At 64.5% G+C, this 21,817-nt stretch carries 19 protein-coding genes and 1 tRNA gene; 10 read left to right on the forward strand and 10 right to left on the reverse strand.

What is annotated here, in order from left to right; all coding sequences use genetic code 11:
- Nucleotides 1–204: 204 nt before the first annotated feature.
- Complete coding sequence (locus tag KUH32_RS16530; protein ID WP_217779699.1) at nucleotides 205–3,486, forward strand: hypothetical protein; 3,282 nt, start codon at nucleotides 205–207, stop codon at nucleotides 3,484–3,486.
- 53 nt (nucleotides 3,487–3,539) lie between these two features.
- Here the strand turns inward: KUH32_RS16530 and KUH32_RS16535 are convergent.
- Nucleotides 3,540–3,624, reverse strand: a tRNA-Leu gene (locus KUH32_RS16535).
- 155 nt (nucleotides 3,625–3,779) lie between these two features.
- Between KUH32_RS16535 and KUH32_RS16540 the strand changes: the two genes are divergently transcribed.
- Complete coding sequence (locus KUH32_RS16540; protein WP_217779700.1) at nucleotides 3,780–4,277, forward strand: Hint domain-containing protein; 498 nt, start codon at nucleotides 3,780–3,782, stop codon at nucleotides 4,275–4,277.
- Between the two features lie 24 nt (nucleotides 4,278–4,301).
- On the opposite strand, the gene KUH32_RS16545 is transcribed toward KUH32_RS16540, so the two are convergent.
- Nucleotides 4,302–5,915, reverse strand: coding sequence for an NAD(P)H-hydrate dehydratase (locus KUH32_RS16545; RefSeq protein ID WP_217779701.1), 1,614 nt, complete (start codon nucleotides 5,913–5,915; stop codon nucleotides 4,302–4,304).
- Between the two features lie 177 nt (nucleotides 5,916–6,092).
- Here KUH32_RS16545 and KUH32_RS16550 point away from each other — a divergent pair, with 177 nt between their 5' ends.
- The 4 genes from KUH32_RS16550 (at nucleotide 6,093) to KUH32_RS16565 (ending at nucleotide 9,712) form a co-directional block, all read left to right on the forward strand.
- Entirely contained in the window at nucleotides 6,093–6,431 is a 339-nt protein-coding gene (locus KUH32_RS16550; RefSeq protein WP_217779702.1) for a P-II family nitrogen regulator, read from the forward strand.
- Nucleotides 6,432–6,504: 73 nt separating this feature from the next.
- The gene (gene glnA / locus KUH32_RS16555; protein ID WP_217779703.1) at nucleotides 6,505–7,911 is read left to right on the forward strand and encodes a type I glutamate--ammonia ligase; all 1,407 of its coding nucleotides are present in this window, start codon (nucleotides 6,505–6,507) and stop codon (nucleotides 7,909–7,911) included.
- 148 nt (nucleotides 7,912–8,059) lie between these two features.
- Nucleotides 8,060–8,860, forward strand: coding sequence for a lytic murein transglycosylase (locus KUH32_RS16560; protein ID WP_217779704.1), 801 nt, complete (start codon nucleotides 8,060–8,062; stop codon nucleotides 8,858–8,860).
- 93 nt (nucleotides 8,861–8,953) lie between these two features.
- The gene (locus tag KUH32_RS16565; protein WP_217779705.1) at nucleotides 8,954–9,712 is read left to right on the forward strand and encodes a hypothetical protein; all 759 of its coding nucleotides are present in this window, start codon (nucleotides 8,954–8,956) and stop codon (nucleotides 9,710–9,712) included.
- Here KUH32_RS16565 and KUH32_RS16570 read toward each other — a convergent pair.
- The gene (locus KUH32_RS16570) at nucleotides 9,681–10,436 is read right to left on the reverse strand and encodes a heme-dependent oxidative N-demethylase family protein (RefSeq protein ID WP_217779706.1); all 756 of its coding nucleotides are present in this window, start codon (nucleotides 10,434–10,436) and stop codon (nucleotides 9,681–9,683) included. The two genes, KUH32_RS16565 and KUH32_RS16570, sit on opposite strands and share 32 nt — an antisense overlap.
- A 169-nt stretch (nucleotides 10,437–10,605) precedes the next feature.
- Between KUH32_RS16570 and dddP the strand changes: the two genes are divergently transcribed.
- A complete protein-coding gene (gene dddP / locus KUH32_RS16575; RefSeq protein ID WP_217779707.1) occupies nucleotides 10,606–11,946 on the forward strand; it encodes a dimethylsulfonioproprionate lyase DddP in 1,341 nt (446 codons plus the stop codon).
- 60 nt (nucleotides 11,947–12,006) lie between these two features.
- On the opposite strand, the gene KUH32_RS16580 is transcribed toward dddP, so the two are convergent.
- A complete protein-coding gene (locus KUH32_RS16580; RefSeq protein WP_217779708.1) occupies nucleotides 12,007–12,864 on the reverse strand; it encodes an endonuclease/exonuclease/phosphatase family protein in 858 nt (285 codons plus the stop codon).
- A gap of 93 nt (nucleotides 12,865–12,957) precedes the next feature.
- Between KUH32_RS16580 and KUH32_RS16585 the strand changes: the two genes are divergently transcribed.
- Nucleotides 12,958–14,169, forward strand: coding sequence for a bifunctional alpha/beta hydrolase/OsmC family protein (locus KUH32_RS16585; protein WP_217779709.1), 1,212 nt, complete (start codon nucleotides 12,958–12,960; stop codon nucleotides 14,167–14,169).
- A 112-nt stretch (nucleotides 14,170–14,281) separates the two neighbouring features.
- On the opposite strand, the gene KUH32_RS16590 is transcribed toward KUH32_RS16585, so the two are convergent.
- Complete coding sequence (locus KUH32_RS16590; RefSeq protein ID WP_217779710.1) at nucleotides 14,282–14,881, reverse strand: biotin transporter BioY; 600 nt, start codon at nucleotides 14,879–14,881, stop codon at nucleotides 14,282–14,284.
- A 231-nt stretch (nucleotides 14,882–15,112) separates the two neighbouring features.
- On the opposite strand from KUH32_RS16590, the gene KUH32_RS16595 reads away from it, so the two are divergent.
- Nucleotides 15,113–15,580: a hypothetical protein gene (locus KUH32_RS16595; RefSeq protein WP_217779711.1), complete on the forward strand. Its 468-nt coding sequence runs from the start codon at nucleotides 15,113–15,115 to the stop codon at nucleotides 15,578–15,580.
- 114 nt (nucleotides 15,581–15,694) lie between these two features.
- Here the strand turns inward: KUH32_RS16595 and KUH32_RS16600 are convergent, their stop codons facing one another.
- The 4 genes from KUH32_RS16600 to KUH32_RS16615 all read right to left on the reverse strand — a co-directional run bounded on the left by KUH32_RS16600 (nucleotide 15,695) and on the right by KUH32_RS16615 (nucleotide 20,309).
- Nucleotides 15,695–17,128, reverse strand: a complete 1,434-nt coding sequence (locus KUH32_RS16600) for an NAD(P)(+) transhydrogenase (Re/Si-specific) subunit beta (protein ID WP_217779712.1) — start codon at nucleotides 17,126–17,128, stop codon at nucleotides 15,695–15,697.
- 14 nt (nucleotides 17,129–17,142) lie between these two features.
- Nucleotides 17,143–18,714: a Re/Si-specific NAD(P)(+) transhydrogenase subunit alpha gene (locus tag KUH32_RS16605; RefSeq protein WP_217779713.1), complete on the reverse strand. Its 1,572-nt coding sequence runs from the start codon at nucleotides 18,712–18,714 to the stop codon at nucleotides 17,143–17,145.
- A 122-nt stretch (nucleotides 18,715–18,836) separates the two neighbouring features.
- Nucleotides 18,837–19,286, reverse strand: a complete 450-nt coding sequence (locus KUH32_RS16610) for a methyltransferase family protein (protein ID WP_254899190.1) — start codon at nucleotides 19,284–19,286, stop codon at nucleotides 18,837–18,839.
- Nucleotides 19,287–19,364: 78 nt separating this feature from the next.
- Complete coding sequence (locus tag KUH32_RS16615) at nucleotides 19,365–20,309, reverse strand: MBL fold metallo-hydrolase (protein WP_217779714.1); 945 nt, start codon at nucleotides 20,307–20,309, stop codon at nucleotides 19,365–19,367.
- Nucleotides 20,310–20,420: 111 nt separating this feature from the next.
- On the opposite strand from KUH32_RS16615, the gene KUH32_RS16620 reads away from it, so the two are divergent.
- Nucleotides 20,421–21,170 (forward strand): SDR family NAD(P)-dependent oxidoreductase, encoded by a 750-nt coding sequence (locus KUH32_RS16620; protein ID WP_217779715.1) that lies wholly within the window; start codon nucleotides 20,421–20,423, stop codon nucleotides 21,168–21,170.
- 3 nt (nucleotides 21,171–21,173) lie between these two features.
- Here the strand turns inward: KUH32_RS16620 and KUH32_RS16625 are convergent, their stop codons facing one another.
- Nucleotides 21,174–21,749: a TetR/AcrR family transcriptional regulator gene (locus KUH32_RS16625; RefSeq protein WP_217779716.1), complete on the reverse strand. Its 576-nt coding sequence runs from the start codon at nucleotides 21,747–21,749 to the stop codon at nucleotides 21,174–21,176.
- Between the last annotated feature and the right edge of the window lie 68 nt (nucleotides 21,750–21,817).

A 21,817-nucleotide genomic window follows, 5' to 3' on the forward strand; every position in this document is an offset into this window, starting at 1 on the left:
CCTTTTCCATTGCATTGGGGCCGCAGAGGCGTCTGCGGCGGTCAGAGTCGACGCGCGTCTTACGGGTGCGCCGATCGCGCTGCAAGCGGAAACGCACGCGGTGTCGTCGGTGCCGATCCAGGCGGCGGCGCGAACGTTGACAGGTGCCTCGCTGCCGGTAGTCTGGCGGCCTGCAGGTTCCTATTTCCCATTTCGCGTCTTGCCATGACTGACATTCCAGACACCCCCGAGGCCACGGTCAATGCCGTGCCCGCGGTGTTGCGAGGCACCGACGACGGTGGCGCGATCACATCCGAAACAGTCCGGGCGGCGATCCTTGCCGCGCATGTCGCGCATCTGAACGACATCGCCTATCCCCGGGCCTTCCGCGTCGAGAACGCGCGGATCTCGGGCATGCTTGCGCTGGACGGTCTGTTTCCGGAAGGCGGCCAGAGCCTGATCGCGCTCGACTTCAGGAATTGCACCTTCGAGGAGGGCATCGACATCAGTCGGTCATGCCTGTCGCGGATGACCTTCACCGATTGCCGTCTGCGCCGGATCGAGGCCGAACATTGCCGGGTTTCGGGGGCGGTCGCGCTGGAAGGGGTGTGCAGTTCCGAACCCCCCGGCCGGGGAACCGGCCAGGTGCATCTGGACGATTGGCATGGCGGCCGCGGTCCGATGGCCGACAGGGCCGCCGAAACCGCTCCGCTGTCGGAACCCTGGACCCGAAACGCCGTGGTCAGCCGCGCCAAGCGCGCGCAGGGGTTGTGTCTGCTGAATTTCAACGGCGCCAGAATCGAGGGCAGTTTCGTTTTGAAACGCACGCTGGTCGTCGGAGACGAGCCGCGCAAGGGGCTGGATGTCAGCAACACCGTACTGAAATTTGCGCTGCAATTGTCCAACACGCGCATCGCCGGTTCGGTTCAGATCATCGAACGGTCGGCGGTGCTGGGTGGTATCAACCTGGCCAATGCGCGGATCGGTGGCGATCTCTATCTGGCCGGGTGCTTGGTTATCGGCGGCGAAGGCACCGCCATTCGCGGGCAAACCTGCTGCATCGACGGGTTTCTCGCTCTGCGCAACCGCAACACTCCCGGCCAACCGCGCGAGCGGTTCGAAGCCTATGGGGGCGTGGATCTGATGGGCGCCAAGATTGGCAGCGCCTGCGATCTGAGCGGCGGCTATTTTTCAGCCGAAGCGCCCGACAGATTCGCCCTGGCCTTTTTCGGAACCGACATGGAAAACCTGGTGTGCAACCGGGATACAAACGACCCGCCCGTCGTGACCGAGATCATCGGTCCCTTCAGCCTGCGCAACAGCCACATCCGCGAAGACCTGACCCTGGACGGTACAATCGTGCGACCGGTGCGCACCGCCGCGCTGAAGACAGCGGCCGATCAGGCGAACACGGCTGTGCTGCTGGACCTCTCGCAGGCGCGCGTCGACGGGTCGCTTGCGCTCTATGCCGACATCGCCGGCCAGTGCAGCCTCTCCGATGCCGAAGTCGGCAAGACCCTGACGCTGGGCCACGCCCATCCGTCGCAATTCCTGCGGCTTCGTGTGCCGCCGACCAACCACGTCGCGCTATCGCTGGAAAACCTGCGATGCGGCAACCGGCTGGCGGTGGGCAAGATCGCGATCGACTGCCAGACCGGAACCGAAAAGCTGCACGCCCTGCTCGCAGCCAAGACGGCGCCCAAGGCGCGCATCCTGGCTTTGCCGTTTGCGCCCGGCGCCGAGCTGATCGAATTCGCCGGCCCCATCGACGGAGAGACGCATTTCGCCTATGCGATCCGGACATCGAAGGGTGTGCAATTATTGGACGGCACCGGGCCCACTGTGATCGCCCCGCTTATGGCGCACGGCCTATCGTTGGACAGCGCCGCCGACAAGCTGGCCTTTATCCGGATGTTCTGCGCGACCGTGCTTGGCCCCGCCGGTCCGTTCCGCATTATCGAGCCCGGCGACTGGGCTTGCCAGCAATTGCCAAGGCCCGCAGCGGAACTTGTGCGCCCGTTGCGCCTGCTGCCACCCGGCGAGTCCGAGGGCAACCGCGCGATGGTGCTCGCCACGATCTGGTACGCCAACGCGATCTTCGAGGCCAAGATCGCCATGCCCGGCAATTCGCTGATCCTCAAGATGACCGAGGACAAGCCGCTGTTCGAAGGTCTGCCGATGCTGACCTGGTCGCATGCGCCGCTGTTCTTCGCCTTGCCGGGCGGGCCGCGGTTTTCCGACGAATGGCCGCTGCCGCCGGTGCTGCCGGACCAGCCCGCCAGCGAGGGCGCTCTGGACAAGGTGACGCTGAAACGGCTACGGCGCGCCATGCCGAAGAGGGACCGGGTCTTTGCCGTGCGTCCGACGATATCGCTGACCAATGCCCACGCCCGCGAGTTGTCGGATTCCGACGGCAATGCCTGGCCCAAGGAAGCGCGTTTGGACCTGTCGGGCTTCACATACGACGCCCTGACCGTCGTCACGCGGCGCGACACCCAGGTGGCGGACCGGCAGAAAAGGCACGCCGCAAGGCTCAAGCGTCGGGTGGCGGCGCTGCAAGGTGCGCATTCGGGCACGGGGTCGACCGGTTTCTGGGAACGACTGGGCCAGGCCCTGGCGATTGCCTTTGCCCTCGGCGTGCTGTGGTTGACATGGAAAGGCGTGCAGACCGCGGCCAGTATGACGGGCTGGTGGCCGGTTCTGGCGGCCATCGCGGCGCTCATCGCCTTTGCCGCCATCAAGAAACACCGCTCCGTCCGGTCGAGCGACGCGCGCACCACTTACCAGCGCCGACGACGCTGGCTGCGGCTGCAATACGACGGCTACAACCCGACGCGGGCCGAGTTCAATCCGCAGCCCTTCGAACAGCTTGCGCGCGTCCTGCGTCACCAGGGCCAGGAAGAGGAATACCGCCGCGTATCGCGGCTGCGCGCACGGTGGCAGCACAGCACGGTCACGGCGCCGATCTGGCGGCCTTTCATGCTGCTCTACAGCCTGTGCTTCGGCTACGGCTACTCTCTGCAGCGTGGAGCGGTGACCTTCGTCGCCCTTCTCGTGCTCGGCTATGTCGGCACGCAAACGGCACTGCAGCGTGACATATTGGTGCTGAACACCACCCCGGACACCGCAACGATCAGCGGCACCGCGTCCCGCATGATTGACATCCCCTGCCGCGGGCAAGCCGTGCCGCTGTTGTTTGCGCTGGACAAGCTGGTGCCGCTGATCGAACTGGGCCAGGAAAGCCAGTGCCGGGTGCGCGCCGATGAAAGCGGCCTTCCGCCCTTCCCCGCGATGCCCGAACCCGCAACCCGCATGGCTGGATTCCTTCCCTACGGTCCGTCGTTGAACGAAAGCGCAGGGCGGCTGATCGTCTGGACCGACGAGGCGCTGGACGTTCCGGCGCTGTGGCACGTCGCAACCGCGGTCTACAAGCTGTTCGGATGGATCGTCGGATCGCTTCTGATCCTGACCTTCTCGCGCATCTTCCGTCGGTCGACGGGCGAATAGCACGAAATCATCTCGACGGCCTCGAGCAACCGAAGTCGGCAGTCCTTTCACTGTGGTGCGGGTGGAGGGACTTGAACCCCCACGCCTTGCGGCGCCAGAACCTAAATCTGGTGCGTCTACCAATTTCGCCACACCCGCATCCCCACGGGGCGGCGCCCCGGCGGTGCGGCGGTTTCTAGCAAAGCAACAGTTCGAGTGCGAGTAGAATTTGAACGAAGAAAAGGCGCGACATTAACCCATTCCTGCCATATTGTGGCGGCAATAAGAGGCAGGAAATCAACGGGAAGACGCCAATGGAACCGAAAACGGTCCGGCGTGAAACGGGGCAGCGCTCCGCACGTCATATCGATTCCGATACCGCTTTGAACGCGCTGGTCGCCGGCACTGTCGTGCTGACGCTGGATGGCGCGTTGCCGGTCGAATATCTCAACCCGGGTGACCGCGTGATCACCCGCGACAGCGGCATGGCCGTGCTGCGCGCGGTGCGGCGGATGCGGCTGCGCGTGCCGGCCGTGTCGATCGGCGCCGATACGCTGGGCAATGCCCGGCCCGATGCGGATGTGGTCCTGCCCGCCAACCAGGAGGTGCTGGTGCGCGACTGGCGTGCGCAGGCGCTGTTCGGTGCGGAACGGGCACTGGTGCCCGCGGCGCGGCTGGTGGACGGCGAATACATCCGCCATCTGGGCCCGGTCGATCTGGATCTGGTGGCGCTGGTCTTCGACGCGCCGCATATCCTGTACGCCGATGGGCTCGAGGTCGCGGCTGCGGCGCCGGAGACGGTTTCCGCGTGAGCGCGTGGCGGGGTGAACCCCGCCCTACAGCCCCAGATCGCGAAAGACTTTCGGCAGTTCTTCGGGCAGGTCTTCGGCGATCAGGCCGGGGCCAAAGCGGCGTGCGCATTCCACATGCAACCACGCCGCGGTTTCCGCCGCGGGCATCGGATCGAGTCCGCGCGCCAGCAAGCCGGTGATGAACCCGGCCAGCACGTCGCCCGACCCGGCTGTGGCCAGCCACGGCGCGGCGCGGTCGTAAACGGCGGCGTTGATCGAACAGCGGCCCGACGGGTCGGCGATAACCGTGTCCGCCCCCTTGAACAGCACCACGCAGCCCGCCCGCTTGGCCGCCTCTCGCGTTGCGTCGACCTTGGAATAGGCCGGGCCCTTTTCGGCTGGGGCGTTCAGTTTCTCCGCGAGGTCAGGGAAGAGCCGCGCGAATTCGCCGCCATGCGGGGTCAGCATGCAATGCTCATGCAGCACCGCGAACAGCCCCTGTGGGTCGTCCGCGAAGGCGGTCAGCACATCGGCGTCGAGCACGACGTGGGGTGTGTGCTTTGCACGCACCGCCACCGGCACCAGGTCCCGCGCCCGCGCCACACCCAATCCCGGCCCCAGGCAGAGCGCGTTCAGCCGGTCGTCCTGCAACACCTCCGCCAGCCCGGCCCCGTCGTCGACCCGCGCCAACATCAGCGCCGTGATCTGGCACGCCACCTCCTGCTGCGCCGATCCCGGCACGCCCAGCGTCACCAGCCCGGCCCCGATCCGCAGCGCGCCGCGCGCGGCCAGTCGCGCCGCGCCGGTGCGGCCCGATCCGCCGGTGAGGATCAGGGCGTGACCGTGGGTGTATTTGTGCGCACCAGATTTGGGGACGCCGGAGCGAGGCGCCTCGATTAAGGTCACCCATGCGCCCGGCGGCACCGCCGGGCAGCCCCTGACCGCCCCGCTGGTCGGGGGCTTTGCCCCCACCCGCGGCCGGGGGCTCCCCTCCAGTCCGATCGTTGCAACCGCGACCTTGCCACAATTCTCCGACCCGTAGTCCAAAACGTGACCGATCTTTCGAGCATGGAACGTGACGGTCAGGTCCGCCGAGAGGACAGTGCCCAAGACCCGACCACTGTCAGAGCAAAGACCTGTGGGGATATCGACCGCAACCACCCGAACCTTGTTCTTTCGCAACTCGTCCCGCATTTGGGCGCATATGGTGTATAGCCCCTTGAATGGACGCGTGAGCCCGGTTCCAAAAAGCGCGTCCACAAGCAACTCGAACTTTTCCGCTGTTCTCAGGGTGTCATCCATCAGCGGCGGCGGGTCGATGGCGCGAATTGCGACGTCCCCCAATGCGCACCACCGCTCGTAATTCACGCGCGCGTCCGGCGGCAGTTTGGCCGGGTCGCCGTAGAGAAACACCTCCACCTCCCAGCCCCATTCCTTCAGCAGCCGCGCCACGACAAATCCGTCGCCGCCATTGTTGCCCGGTCCGCACAGCACCACGGCCCGGTGCGGGGCCTTGGCAAGCTCCGGCCATTCCTCGAACACCGCTTCGACCACACCGCGTCCGGCGCGTTCCATCAGCTCGAGCCCGGTCACCGCGCCGCTGTCGATCGAAGCCTTTTCGATGGCCCGCATCTGCGCCGCCGTCAGAACTTCCGTCACCCTGCGCTCCCCCGCGATTCAATTTCGCCCATCTTGCGGGCGTTTTGCCTGTTTTTTAGGCGGCACCTGCATCCCGCCGGGCCCTGGCGCCCCTGCGGCACCCTATCCGATTGTGGCCCCCAAGAAGAAATGGTCTGCCATGCCGCAGCACGGCGCAAGACGAGGGAGGCCCCAGCGATGAAAAAGATCGAGGCGATCATCAAACCGTTCAAACTCGACGAGGTGAAGGAAGCGCTGCAGGAGGCCGGCATCCAGGGCCTCAGCGTGGTCGAGGTCAAGGGCTTCGGCCGCCAGAAAGGCCATACCGAATTGTATCGCGGTGCCGAATACGTGGTGGATTTCCTGCCCAAGGTGAAAATCGAGGTGGTGCTGGACGACGACCAGGTCGACGGCGCGATCGAGGCCATTGTCGGCGCCGCGAAGACCGACAAGATCGGCGACGGAAAGATCTTCGTCAGTTCGATCGAACAGGCGATCCGTATCCGTACCGGCGAGACCGGCTCGGACGCGATCTGATTTTCCTGGCGCGCCGCGGCGCGCACCCAATCAACCCAGAATACGACCCAAGAGATAGGAAGGGACGAAGAGAATGAGCAATTCCGCAGTTCTCAAGCTGATGAAGGACGAGGACGTCGCTTATGTCGACATCCGGTTCACCGATCCGCGCGGCAAGCTGCAGCACGTGACGGTGATGGCCGACCAGGTCGACGAGGATTTCCTGGAAGAAGGCTTCATGTTCGATGGTTCGTCGATTGCCGGCTGGAAATCGATCGAAGCGTCCGACATGAAACTGATGCCCGACACCGAAAGCGCGTATCTCGATCCGTTCTATGCCGAAAAGACGCTGTGCATTCATTGCACCGTGGTCGAGCCCGACACCGGCGAACCCTATGCGCGCGACCCGCGCGGCACCGCTCTCAAGGCAGAGGCCTATCTGAAGGCGTCCGGCATCGGCGACGTGTCCTATTGGGGCCCCGAGGCGGAATTCTTCCTGTTCGACGACGTGCGGTATTCGAACACCATGAACAAGGTGTCCTACGAGGTCGACGCGCTTGACGCGGCCTGGAACACCGATACCGAATACGAGATGGGCAACACCGGCCACCGCCCGGGCGTCAAGGGCGGCTATTTCCCGGTCAACCCGATCGACGACGGCCAGGACATCCGCAGCGAAATGCTGTCGACGATGAAGCGGCTCGGCATGAAGGTCGACAAGCACCACCACGAGGTGGCCTCGTGCCAGCACGAGCTTGGCCTGATCTTCGGCCCCCTGACCAAGCAGGCGGACGAGCTGCAGAAATACAAGTACGTGATCCACAACGTGGCGCAAGCCTACGGCAAGTCGGCCACCTTCATGCCCAAGCCGATCTACGGCGACAACGGCACCGGGATGCACTGCAACATGTCGATCTGGAAGGACGGCAAGCCGCTGTTCGCCGGCGACAAATATGCCGATCTCAGCCAGGAAGCCCTTTGGTACATCGGCGGCATCCTCAAGCACGCCAAGACGTTGAACGCGTTCACCAACCCGTCGACCAACTCCTACAAGCGCCTGATCCCCGGCTTCGAAGCCCCGGTGCTGCGCGCCTATTCGGCACGCAACCGGTCGGGCTGCATCCGTATTCCGTGGACCGAAAGCCCCAAGGCCAAGCGCGTCGAAGCCCGCTTCCCCGATCCGTCGGCGAACCCCTACCTGTGCTTCGCCGCGCTGCTGATGGCCGGTCTCGACGGGATCAAGAACAAGATCGATCCGGGCGAAGCGATGGACAAGAACCTCTACGATCTGCCGCCGGAAGAGCTGGAAGGTATCCCGACGGTCTGCGGCTCGTTGCGCGAAGCCATCGACGCCCTGAAGGCCGACCACGCCTTCCTGCTGGCCGGTGACGTGTTCACCAAGGACCAGATCGACGGCTATGTCGACCTGAAGATGGAAGAGATCGAGCTGTACGAACACACGCCGCACCCGGTCGAGTTCGGCATGTACTACAGCTGCTGATCGTCTGAACGGACAGTGAAGAACGCGGGGCGTCCCATTGGGGCGCCCTTTTTCACGTCTGGCGGGCGGGGTCGGGAATTCCCCCTTGGACGCTTTGCGCCTTAGCCGCTATCGTCCCGCCCGAACCTTTTCTTTTCCGGAGTTCCCGATGCGCCGTCGTCTTTCCGTCCTTGCCCTGTTCATCCTTGCCGCCGGCCCGGCAGCCGCTGCATCGTGCGGCAATACCGCATCCGGATTTGACGCCTGGAAATCCGAATTTGCCGCCGAGGCGCAACGCGCCGGCGTTGGGCAACGGGGGCTTCAGGCCCTGGCCGGTGCGCAGTATTCTCAGAAGACGATCAATGCGGATCGCAATCAGAAGGGCGTGAAATACGCACTGGACGATTTCATTCGCATCCGGCTTGGATCCCTGGATGGCTTTGCCGGCCAGGCCAAGAAGCGGCGCGACCGCAACAAGGCGTTTTTCGATGCGTTGGAACAGCGCTATGGCGTCAGCGCGGGCATCCTGTTGTCGATCCATGGCATGGAAACCGGCTTTGGCCGCAACATGGGGTCTGAACCGGTGGTCAACTCGATCCTGACGGTCGCGTATGATTGCCGCCGTCCCGAGTTTTTCACACCACATGCCATCGCGGCGCTGATGATGGTGGACCGCGGAATGCTCGATCCCAGTCAACGCGGCGCCTTTCATGGCGAGCTCGGGCATACCCAGTTTCTGCCCGGAAACGCGATGCGGTACGGGGTGGATGCGACGGGCGACGGCCGGGTCGACTTTTACAACGAGGCGGATGCCCTGGCCTCGACGGCGAATTTCCTGCGCCAGAAGGGTTGGCGCGCGGGCGCCGGATACCAGCCGGGCGAGCCCAATTTCCCGGTGCTGAACGAATGGAACGCCGCGACGGTCTATCAACAAGCCATCGCCGCTGCGGCCGCCCGCATCGATCGCTGACCCTGCGTCAAGGAATGGACACAATTCGGACTTAGTTAACGCGTTTTCGAGCAGCAGCTTTGGACTCTGAGAGTTTTCTTGAATGAGCCCATCATGTTTGCCAAGGAACAGGCCTATGCCGCGTTGATCCTGCCCGACCTTCAGGGGTTGGAAGCGGAGTCCAGCGCGTCTGCGTCCACGCGTGTTCTGACCAAGGCCAGTCCCGGCAACAGGGCCGAACGCTTTGCGACGGACGACGGCGCCATCGTGCTGTGCGGCCAATGGGCGATCCGCATCTCGGTTCAACCCGACAGCGATTACGGCCCGCGCATCCTGCTCGAACCGCTGGACCGCGACGGTGGCGAGGTGCCCGAAGACGTGGCCTCGCGCCTCTTGTCGGACATCGTTCTGGAAACGCTGGCTGACTCACCCGCAGACATCATCGAATGGTATGCTCCCGAAACGCTGATCGGGCGCGACGATTTCATCAAGCTGCGCCGCTTCGTCGACGTCGATTTCACCGACTTGACCGACCTGATCGCAGAAGACCTGCCCGAGTTCGAGGACGGTCCGTTCCCCGAGGTATCCGAAGACCTGGACGATCCGACCCAGATCAAGCGGCGTCTCGACCGGCTGCAGGCCGAACTGGCGGCCATCGACGGCCCGGCGCTGCGCATCGGTGCGGCCAGTTGGATGATGACGGCGGTTCTGGCCATCGTCGCCCTGCCCGTCGCCGCCGCGCTGGCGGTGGTCGGGTTGGTGCGCGGAATGGATTTCCGGCTTGCCAGCCAGGTGATGTCCGTCACGATGCTGTTCGCCGCGCTGGAAAACACCGACAGCCTCAACCGGGTGCTGAACCAGATCCTGCACTGATCCTTTCAGGCGCTCTGACCACATAAGTGTGGATCGAAAAGACCACCGCGCGGCTTTCGGCTAGCCGCAGGATGCATTGCCGTTCGGACCGCAGGAATGGCGCCCCGTCCTTGTCGGGCGCGGGTCTCGGTGCGGCTTCGGACCGAGGCTGAAACAGCGCCGCGTCGGCATAACGGTGGGCGTTGCACCGCCAAAGCCCGCGACCCGGCTGCACCCCATCTAACAGTCGCTGCACCCGGACCGACAATGCTGCGTCATACTCGGCGACAGGCCGATGAATCGCCACCAGCGGACGCAGGAATTTTTCGGACAACATCCAGCTTGCCGGAAAGCACAGCACCGCACCGGTCAGGACATGTTCGTCGCCGCGTTTCTCGAGCAGGCAGAGGTCTTCCTGGACAAGACGGCCCAGCGTCGCCATCGGATCCGCACGGTCGAGCCTGACCGCGATGCCATCCGGGCGCCGAACCACGTCGCCGTCGCGCCGGAACCCGCCGGGCAGGCTGGTCAGCACCGTATCCAGCAAGTCGCGCGCTGCGCCGAACGCGTCGGCATCCAGCCGCAGCACGTCGTCGCGCCGGTCGCGCAGCAGGCGTTCGCGTTCCGCCATCTGCGCCGCGTAGGCGTCATCGACGATCAGCCACGGATCGCTGCCCAGCGGGCGGATACCGGGCAATGGCGGCGCCTCATGCGGGTCGTAGGGCAAGGCGGATTGCAGAATCATGGTCGGGAAATAGCGCGGTTGCCCGCCAGGGAAAATGCCCGCGGTCAGGGCCGGAACACCGGCCCATCGCCCGGTCTGCGGGCGAATCGAACGCTGCCATGTCGCAAATCGGCGCGATGGCCCGTGCCGGCTGCATCAGCCTTGTTCCATCAGCACCAAGGCAACGGCGATGAACACGCATTACCGCGACACCCGCAAGATCGACCCGACCCGCGGAGCGACGTTGGGCGACAACACCCCGAACGACATGGACCGGATCGAGATCGGCCCGACCCAGTTGGCCTATGGCGAATGGGCCGCGGCCGGACTGGACCTGCCCGATCTGCAGGCGATGCGGCTTTTCCGCTGGCAACGTCTGACCCGCCATATCGTGGACCGTGACTATGCCGGCCTGCTGATGTTCGACCCGCTCAACATCCGCTACGCCACCGACAGCACGAACATGCAATTGTGGAACACCCACAACCCGTTCCGGGCGGTGCTGCTGTGTGCCGATGGCTACATGGTGATCTGGGACTACAAGAATTCGCCGTTTCTCAGCAGCTTCAACCCGCTGGTGCGCGAGGCACGATCAGGCGCCGACCTGTTCTATTTCGATCGCGGCGACAAGGTGAACGTGGCCGCCGATGTCTTTTCCAACGAAGTCCGGCTTCTGCTGGCCGAACACGCGCCGGGCAACCGGCGCCTGGCGGTCGACAAGATCATGCTGCACGGATTGCGCGCGCTCGAGGCGCAGGGATTGCAGATCATGGAAGGCGAAGAGGTCACCGAGAAAGCGCGCGCTGTCAAAGGCCCGGACGAAATCAAGGCGATGCGCTGCGCCAGCCATGCCTGCGAAACCGCCGTGCGCGCGATGGAGGATTTCGCGCGCGCCCAGGTGCCGCTCGGCCAGACCTCCGAGGACGACATCTGGGCCGTATTGCATGCCGAAAACATTCGCCGCGGCGGCGAATGGATCGAAACCCGACTGCTGACTTCGGGCCCACGCACAAACCCGTGGTTCCAGGAATGCGGCGGACGGATCGTGCAGAACAACGAAATCGTCGCCTTCGACACCGATCTCGTCGGCAGCTACGGCATCTGCATCGACATCAGTCGCACCTGGTGGATCGGCGATGCCAAACCGCGGCCCGACATGGTGGACGCGATGCGCCACGCGCACGACCACATCATGACCAACATGGCGATGCTGAAGCCCGGCGTGAACATCCAGGACCTAAGCCGCAACACCCATGTGCTGCGGCCCGAATTCCAGAAAGGCAAGTACGGCTGCCTCATGCACGGCGTGGGCCTGTGCGATGAATGGCCGCTCGTCGCCTATCCCGACAGAATGGTCGACGGTGCTTTCGACTATGAGCTTGAGCCCGGCATGACGCTTTGTGTCGAGGTTCTGGCCAGCCCCGAAGGCGGCGATTTCTCGATCAAGCTGGAAGACCAGGTGCTGATCACCGAGGACGGCCACGAGAACCTGACCAGATATCCGTTCGATCCGGCCTTGATGGGGTCTTGAACTTGCAGGGCCGCTCATCTCCGCCAATGCGAAAGGCGGTATTCGCCTACTTTCATGGCCTTACGGCATTACGCTCACGCGGGCCAGCAGCCCTAAATGATCCGACCCCAGGCGCGGCAAGACCTGCACGCGTCCGCCGCCCGGCGCCAGAACGTGGTCGATCGGCAGCGGCACCCCGCGTATGACCAGCGTCGGCGCCAGAGGACCCGCGCGTCTGGTTTGCGTGGTTCGGGCAATGGCCCGCAAATTGTGCGACCAGGGCACCATGTTGAAATCGCCGCCAAGGATCACCGGCGCGTCAAGCCCGGCCAGGACCGGCAGCAGCGCGTCGCGCTGCCCCGACTGTCCATGCGGCCAGGGCCAGTGCAGATGCAATGACAGAACCCAGACCGGCCCTTCCGGCAGCGTGACCTTCAGCCCGGCCAGGCCGCGTCCATCGGAACAAATCTCGGTCTCGGCCGGGTAGCGCGACAGGACGGCCATCCCCGACCAGCCGGTGAACCGGCAAAACACCCGGTGCGGATGGCTGACCGCCAGCCGATCCAACAAGGCGGCGTTGTGGTCCGAGACCTCTTGCAGGGTGATCACATCGGGCAGATGCTCCGCGATATCGGCGGCGATGGCCTCGATCTCGGTGTTTTTGAACAGCAGGTTGCGCTGATACACGGTGACAATGCCCTCCGGCCCCGCCTCGGCCTTGAGCGCCAGGATCTGCGCCACCGGCACCAGGGCAAGAGCCGCCAGCGGCCAGCGCAGCCGCCGCGGCCAATCCGACCAGGTCACCACCAGCGCAAACAGCACCGCGATGGGCAACCGGAACACCGCCAGGCTGTCGCCGGCCGGATGCAGCGCGCCGGCGAAACTGCCCGCCAGCAACCCACCCAGCAGCGCTGCAACAATAATCACCAAACCGCGCATGGCGTCTCACCTTGCCGTGACGCAGCCGTCACCTTGCTTGCAGGCACGCGCCTGCGCCCACATTCTCTGTCCCCACGCACCGAAAGGGATCCCATGCCGACCGAACGCCTCACCTTCCCCGGACATACGGGCGACAAGCTTGCCGCCCGGCTCGACCGGCCCGAAGGTCCGCACCTGGCCACTGCGCTTTTCGCGCATTGCTTCACTTGCGGCAAGGACATCGCCGCGGCGCGCCGCATCGCCGGGCGGCTGGCGGCGATGGGCATCGCGGTCTTGCGCTTCGATTTCACCGGGCTGGGTCACAGCCAGGGCGAATTCGCCAACACGACCTTCACCTCGAACGCCGACGATCTGGCCGCCGCCGCGGACTACCTCGCCGGCCGCGGCATGGCCCCCGACCTGCTGATCGGCCATTCGCTGGGCGGTGCTGCGGTGCTGCGGGTCGCGGCCCGCATTCCGACGGCGCGCGCCGTCGTCACGCTGGGCGCGCCCTTCGACCCCGGCCATGTCACCCACAATTTCGGCGACGCGCTCGACGACATCCGGGAACAGGGCCGCGCCGATGTCGATCTGGGAGGCCGCCCGATCACCCTGAGCCGCGCTTTCGTCGAGGATGTCGAGGCCGAAAACCTCGCGCCCGCCATCGGATCGCTCAAGAAAGCGCTGCTGGTGCTGCACGCGCCGCGTGACGCGGTGGTCGACATCTCGAACGCCACGCATATCTTCACCGCCGCCAAACATCCGAAAAGCTTCGTCACGCTGGACGACGCCGACCACCTTGTCTCGCGCGCCCGGGATGCCGAATACGCCGCCGAGGTGATCGCCGCCTGGGCCGGACGCTATCTGGACCTGCGCTCGCCTGCCCCGCCCGTGGGGGCGCCCGAGGGCGTGGTGCGCGTTTCCGAGGCCGATCCCGCCGGCTTCCTGCAGGACATCCAGAACGGGCCGCACCACCACGCCGTGGCGGACGAACCCGAAGCCTATGGCGGCAGCAATCGCGGCATGTCGCCCTACGGCTTCGTGGCCGCCGGCCTGGGGGCCTGCACCTCGATGACGCTGCGCATGTATGCCCGCCGCAAGGGCTGGCCGGTCGAGACCATCTCGGTCGATGTCACCCACGACAAGGTGCATGCCCAGGACGCCGAGACACCCAAGGAAACCCGGATCGACCGGTTCGTCCGCAAGATCACGATTACCGGCGATCTCGACGCCGGGCAACGTGACCGGCTGCTGGAAATCGCCGACAAATGCCCGGTGCACCGGACGCTGGAAAAGGGCGCGCGGATCGAAACCGAACTGGTCTGATCTTCTTCTCTTTTCCAAATACGCATTCGGCCCGACCGCCAAACAGGAAAAAGGCCGGGACATCGCCCCGGCCCTTGCCTCGTCGCAGGGTGGAGTTTCCCCCACCATCCCGTCAGCCGCGGGCGCGGCCCACCAGTTTCCAGGCCGCCGGCAGCAGCAGTGCCGCCAAGGCCAGCTTGATCGCGTCACCGATCAGGAAGGGTGTCAGGCCCCATTGCAGGATCGGCTTGTCCCAGCCGTAAAGCTGGCCCAGCCACAACAGGCCCGGCGCGTAGATCAGCACGTTGCCCAGCAGCATCGCCGCAGCCATCCAGATCACCGACCGGTCCCAGCCACGGCGCGCGGCCAGCCCAAGCGCCAGCGTGGCCAGCACGTAGCCGACCAGGTAGCCTCCGGTTCCGCCCATCATGTAGGTCAGCCCGTATTTTTCGGCCGAAGACCCCGCGAAGACGTCAAAGCCCAAGGCACCCACGATCATGTATCCCAGGATCGTCGCCAGGCCCAGGCGCGGGCCATAGGCGGCGCCGATGGTCAGCACAGCGAAGGTGCCCATGGTGATCGGCACCGGCCACATCGGCACCTTGATCTTGGCGGCCACCGCCAGCGCGGCGATGCCCAGCACGACCAACGCGGCCTGCTTGAGGCGCAGCGCGGTGCCTTCGGAGGCGCCGAACATCTCGGCCAGAACGTTGCGGTTCACTGTCTCGGACATCAGGTATCCCCCTTGCCATTCCGTTGTTGCGCATGGTTGTGCCGCAAGGCCACGCGCATCGCAAGGCCGGTTGCGCTCGCAGGGGGCAGAAAATATGCAAACATGTGATTAGCAGTTGCAAACCCGGTGACGCTACGAAACCGAACCAAGTATTGCCACAGATCGCGGCGGCATCGATACTTAGTCTGCAGGCGTCCAGCCAAGCGGCGCCGTGTCCAAGAGGGTCGCGAATTGCCTATTTTCAGCCATTACAAGCCCGACAAGTCGCTGGTGATCCGCCGCCTGGTCGGTGCGGTCGACCTGGGCGCGATCGTTCGCAGCCTCGCCGATCATGTCGCCGACCCCTTGTACGATCCCGACATGGCCGAGATCGCCGATCTTGGCAGGCTCGAGGATCTTCAGCTCGATTTTCACGCGATGCGCAGCATCGTGCGTACAAAAGACAAGATCTATGGTGTCCGGAAAACCGTCAGCGTCTATGCGCCGGGCGATGTCGCCTTTGGCATGGCGCGGATGTACCAGTCGCTCGCCGAGATCGATGCCGGTGTCCGTGCCGTCGTCTCGCGGACCGAAGCCGAGGCGCTGGCGGTGCACAATCTCGGTGCCGGATCGCTGCGGGAGTTGCTTGACGATTGCGTCGCGCGCCCCTGCCCGCCCGGACCGGACAGCGGCGAACCCGACATGCGGACATCAATCTGACCACCGCAGCCGCGGATCGGCCCTGCCGGCATCGAACCCGGCATGGACCAAAGAAAAGGCACCGCCCGAGCGCACGGACGATGCCTTTGTTCCGGTCGATATCTGCTTCGGCGATCAGCTGATGCGGGTCAGCAGGTCGTCCAGCGATTTCTTGGCGTCACCAAAGAACATCCGCGTGTTGTCCTTGTAGAACAGCGGGTTCTCGATGCCGGAATAGCCGGTACCCTGGCCGCGTTTCGACACGAAGACCTGCTTGGCCTTCCAGACCTCGAGCACCGGCATGCCGGCGATGGGGCTGTTGGGGTCTTCCTGCGCGGCCGGGTTCACGATGTCGTTCGAGCCGATGATGATGACGACATCCGTTTCCGGGAAATCGTCGTTGATCTCGTCCATTTCCAGCACGATGTCGTAGGGCACCTTGGCCTCGGCCAGAAGCACGTTCATGTGGCCGGGCAGACGGCCCGCCACCGGGTGGATGCCAAAGCGCACTTCCTTGCCCTTGGCGCGCAGCCGGCGGGTCAATTCCGCGACGTTCTGCTGGGCCTGCGCCACCGCCATGCCGTAACCCGGCACGATGATGACGCTGTCGGCGTCTTCCAGCGCGGTGGCCACGCCATCGGCATCGATCGCCACCTGTTCGCCTTCGACCGCCATCTGTTCGCCCGCCGGGCCGCCGAAGCCGCCCAGGATGACGCTGATGAACGACCGGTTCATCGCCTTGCACATGATGTAGGACAGGATCGCACCGGACGAGCCGACCAGCGCGCCGACCACGATCAGCAGATCGTTGCCCAGGCTGAACCCGATCGCTGCCGCGGCCCAGCCGGAATAGGAGTTCAGCATCGACACCACGACCGGCATGTCGGCGCCGCCGATGCCCATGATCAGGTGATAACCGATGAAGAGCGCGGCCAGCGTCATCAGGAAAAGCGGAAAGAACCCGCCCGAATTGGTGTACCAGAACAGGCAAATCACCGAGAGTGCCGCGGCGCCGGCATTCAACAGGTGCCCTCCCGGCAGCTTGATCGCGGCCGAGTTCACCTTGCCCGCCAGCTTGCCATAGGCAATGACCGAGCCGGTGAAGGTCACCGCGCCGATGAAGACACCCAGGAACAGCTCGACCCGCAGGATGTTGACCTCGACGCTGTCCTTCTTGGCCAGCAGCGCGGCAAAACCTTCGAGCGCCTTGCGCGCGGTGTCGTCCATCGCCAGCACGCGACCCAGTTCGATATGGGCGTTGAAGCCGACGAAGACCGCCGCCAGACCCACCAGCGAATGCATCGCGGCGACCAGTTCGGGCATCTGGGTCATCTGCACGCGCTGCGCCAGTTGCACGCCGATGCCACCGCCCAGGATGATCAGGATGATCGATGCCGCCCACAGGCCCGAGCCCGGGCCGATCAGCGTGGCGAAAACGGCCAGGCCCATGCCGACGATGCCGTACCAGACCGCGCGCTTGGCGCTTTCCTGGTTCGACAAGCCGCCGAGGGCAAGGATGAAGAGAACCGCCGCAACGACGTAAGCGGCTGTCGTGAAACCGAATTCCATTGTTCTCTACTCCTTCAGGACTTCTGGAACATGGCGAGCATGCGCCGCGTCACGAGGAACCCGCCGAAGATGTTGATCCCGGCCATGAACACCGAAAGCGCCGCCAGCAGGATCACGAGGTACGACCCCGATCCGATCTGCATCAGCGCGCCCAGGATGATGATCGACGAAATGGCGTTGGTGATCGCCATCAGCGGCGTGTGCAGCGCGTGGCTGACGTTCCAGATCACCTGGAAGCCGACGAACACAGCCAGCACGAAGACGATGAAGTGCTGCATGAAGCTGGCCGGAGCGACCAGGCCCACCGCCAGCAACAGCGCACCGCCGACACCCAACAGCGCCACCTGATTGCGCGTCTGCTGCTTGAACGCCGCGACTTCCTGCGCCCGGCGTTCTTCCGGCGTCAGTTCCTTGGGCTTTTCCTTGGACTTGGCCGCGATGGCCTGCACCTTGGGCGGCGGCGGCGGGAAGGTGACTTCGTTGGCATGCGCGATGGTGGCGCCGCGGATCACGTCGTCGTCCATGTTGTGGTTGACCTGACCGTCCTTGTCGGGCGTCAGGTCGGTCATCATGTGGCGGATGTTGGTGGCGTAGAGCGTCGAGCTTTGCGCCGCCATCCGGCTGGGGAAATCGGTGTAACCGACGATCGTAACCCCATTGTCCGTAACGATTTTTTCGTCCTTCACGGTCAGCTTGCAGTTGCCGCCGCGTTCCGCGGCAAGGTCGATGATGACCGAACCGGGCTTCATCGCCTCGACCATGTCCTTGGTCCAGAGCTCGGGCGCCTCGCGGTTGGGGATCAACGCCGTGGTGATGACGATGTCCATCTCGGGCGCCAGTTCGCGGAACTTGGCCAATTGCGCCGCGGCGAATTCCGGGCTCGAGACCGAGGCATAGCCGCCGGTCGCCGCGCCGTCCTGTTGTTCTTCCTCGAAATCGAGAAAGACGAACTCGGCACCCATCGATTCGACCTGTTCGGCCACTTCGGGGCGCACGTCGAAGGCGTAGGTGATCGCGCCCAGCGATGTCGCCGTGCCGATCGCCGCCAGACCCGCCACGCCGGCGCCAACCACCAGCACCTTGGCCGGCGGCACCTTGCCCGCGGCTGTCACCTGACCGGTGAAGAACCGGCCGAAATTGTTGCCTGCCTCGATCACCGCGCGGTAGCCCGCGATGTTGGCCATCGACGACAGCGCATCCATCTTCTGCGCGCGGCTGATGCGTGGCACCATGTCCATCGCGATGACACTGGCGCCCTTTTTGGCCGCATCCGCCATCAGCTTTTCGTTCTGCGCCGGATAGAAGAAGGAAATCAGCAACTTGCCTTCGGTCAGCCGCTTGACCTCGGTATCCGAGGGCGGGCGCACCTTGGCGATGATGTCGGCCTCTTTCCAGAGCGCCGCGGCGGTCTTGACGACCTTCACGCCCGCCGCCTCGTAGACCGCGTCCGAGAACCCGGCAGCTGAACCGGCGCCGGTTTCGATCAGGCAGTCATATCCCAGCTTTTGCAGTTGCAGGGCCGAATCCGGGGTCATCGCGACCCGGTTTTCACCCTCTGATGTTTCCTTCGGTGTCCCGATCTTCACGGTTCCTGTCCCCTTCCGTCTGAGCAGAGGTTTACGTCGCGTCCACGCTGCGGATGCGTCTACCTTGCTGACCCATCCACGACAAGCGCGCGGGCGGGCTTAGACCATAGGTCGCATGCAAGTTAAAGCCATCGCCGCGTTTGTTGCGTATATGACGTGAAGTCGGCAAGAAACTTGCGTCGCATTCGGCGCTCTTCCGGCTCGATGAACCGCTTTTCCAGGACCCAGACGAAAACCGGGATCAGCGGTAGCGCCAACACCGCATCCCAATAGAGAATCAGGCCCGACAGGATCAGCACATCGCCCAGGTAGATCGGATTGCGAGAGCGCTTGAAGATCCCGCTGGTGATAAGGCGTTCGGGCGTTTCGTGCGGGATGATCGTCGTGCGGTGCCGGCGGAATTCGGCAAACGCAAGGCCCATCAGGATCGCTCCGCCGCCCACCAGAAGACCGCCCAGCAGATCGGCCCAAACCGGACCCAGGCCCAGCCCCATCGGCAGATAGGTCTTTTGAAACCAGGCCAGCACCAGGAAGGCCAGCAGCCAGACCGGCGGCATGTCGAGCCATTTCATCACATGTTCCCCCGCTTCACCCGACCCAGACTATCCGGGTGCGCATGCCGCGCAAGGCGCAGCAAAGGGGCAGAGGCGCTATTCCCACTCCATTTCCTCGAAAACCCGGCCGGCGTTCTTTGTCGCAAGCTCCTCGAACGTATCCAGATGCGCCCAGGCCGACTGATCGACGTAATAGGCTCCGGCCAGGTCGCCGCCTTCGTCGATATGCGCGCCCACCTTTTCGCGCAGGTCCTTGAGATAGTCCGACGTATACCGCGTGACCTGCGCCATGTTGGTCGGGTGTCCATGCCCCGGAATCACATAGGTCGCACCCAGATCGGTGAAGGGTCCGTCGAAGGTTTCGATCCAGCACGACGTGCAGGTATCGGCAAAGATCGGCGGCATGCGTTCGTGAAAGGCGATGTCGCCGGCGATCACGATGCCCCATTGCGGTATCCACACCTGCGTGTCGCCCGGCCCGTGTGCGGGACCCAGGTGCAGCACTTCGAGCGTCACATCACCCATTTCGATCAGATAGCTGTCATCAAACGATAAATTGGCGGCGACAACCCGCGTCCCCTCGGCCTTGTCGCGGTTGTATCCGATCATGCCCTGCAGGATGAAATCGCCGTTTTCCTCGACTTCGTGGATGGCATCGGCATGGGCCAGGATATCGACGCCCAGATCGGCCCAATAGGCGTTGCCCAGCATCGCGTGGCCCTGACCGTTCTCGTTGATGACCAGCCGCACCGGTTGGTCGGTCACCGCCTTGATCTCGTCATGCAGCGCCCTGGCCAAGCGTACCGATGCCCCGCCATTGATCACGACCACGCCGTCGCCGGTGACGATGAAGGACAGGTTGTTGTTGTGCCCGCTGTTTTCATAGGTCGGTGGAGCCGTGGCGCCGATGGCCGACCAGACATGCGGGATGACTTCGACCGGCTTGTTGTACAATTCCGATTGCGGATATTTGTCGGCGATATCCTCGTGTGCGGCGGCAAGGGTCCCGGCGCAGATCGCCAGCAGGGTCAGGGTTCTCATCGCGTCCTCCCAGAATTCGCGCACATATTCGCATGATTGAATGATAATGCAAGCAACCTACTTGCCACTGTCGGCCGTGCCGTTAGGGTCTGGAACAAGGGAGGACGGGACATGCTGACGGGTAAACACGCGCTGGTCACCGGTGGCGGCACGGGGATCGGTCTTGCCATCGCGCGGGCCTTGGCGGCCGAAGGCGCACAGGTCACGATCACCGGGCGCCGGGCCTCGGTCCTGGACGACGCCGCGCGGGATGGTTTGCACGCGCTGGTGATGGATGTGACCGAAGAACGATCGGTCGTCGATGGCATCGCGGCGGCGGTTGCGGCGCGCGGTCCGATCCAGATCTGCGTGCCCAACGCCGGCATCGCCGAAGGGCGTGCCTTGGTGAAAACCGATCTGGATTTCTGGCGGCACATGATGGCGACCAATCTCGACGGCGCTTTCCTGACGATCCGCGAAAGCCTGAAATCCATGACCGGCACCGATTGGGGCCGGGTGGTCGCGGTCAGTTCCATCGCCGGAGTGCGCGGGTTGAAGGGCGCGCCCTGCTACACGGCGACCAAGCACGGGATGATCGGTCTGATCCGCACACTGGCAGCGGATTTCGCAGGAAAACCCTTTACCTTCAACGCGTTGTGTCCGGCCTATGTGGACACCGACATCATCACCCGCAACACCGAGTCGATCATGGCGCGAACCGGTCTGGACGCGGCCAAGGCCCGCGCGTTGATGACCGATCTCAATCCGCATGGTCGGCTGATCGAGCCCGGCGAGGTGGCAGAGGCTGCACTTTGGCTGTGCGGTCCGCACTCGGGCAGCGTCAACGGACAGGCGATCCAGATCGCCGGCGGCGAGGTATGATCCTTAACGCGCCAGCCCACGGCCCAGGATGCGCGCCAGCATCTTGACGCGTTCGATATACCCGTCATGGGGCGGCGCCTTGAGCCCCTTCAGCGCCATGACCAGCGCATGCGCGATCAACGGGGCCGGACCCGGCAGGCGCAGACGTTCGGCCATGGCCTCGCGCTCCAGCCAGGCGGCATAGAGTTCCGCCAACCGCGCCTCGCCCATCTCGGCGATATCGGCACCGACCGCATGACCGGTATCCAGCAGTTCATCGCCATGCGGCGAGTTCAGCAGCGCCTCGCCGATCTGGCCGGATTGCGCAAGAAACGCCGCCTCGAGCACATGGTCCGGGCGACCCGTCCGGTTCAATGCATCGGCCACCGCGGCCGCTGCATCGTCGTAGTAGAATTGCGCCAGGGCTCGAAAGATGTCGTCCTTGCCGGTGAAATGCATGTAGAGCGCCGGGCGCGATACGCCGGCGGCCCGGGCGATATCGGCCATCGCGGTGCGCCGGTAGCCATAAGCCGCGAAGGCCTCGAAAGCCGCCTTGAGGATGGCCATGCGCTTGGGATCGGACTGCGCCGCGTCTTTCATGCGGATTTTCGTTTTCTCACCGTGACTTCTGACGTTCTGACACTATGTCGCCAAATTGTCAATTGACG

It is taken from the genome of Thalassococcus arenae (genome assembly GCF_019104745.1).
Classification (GTDB): Bacteria; Pseudomonadota; Alphaproteobacteria; order Rhodobacterales; family Rhodobacteraceae; genus Thalassococcus_B; species Thalassococcus_B arenae.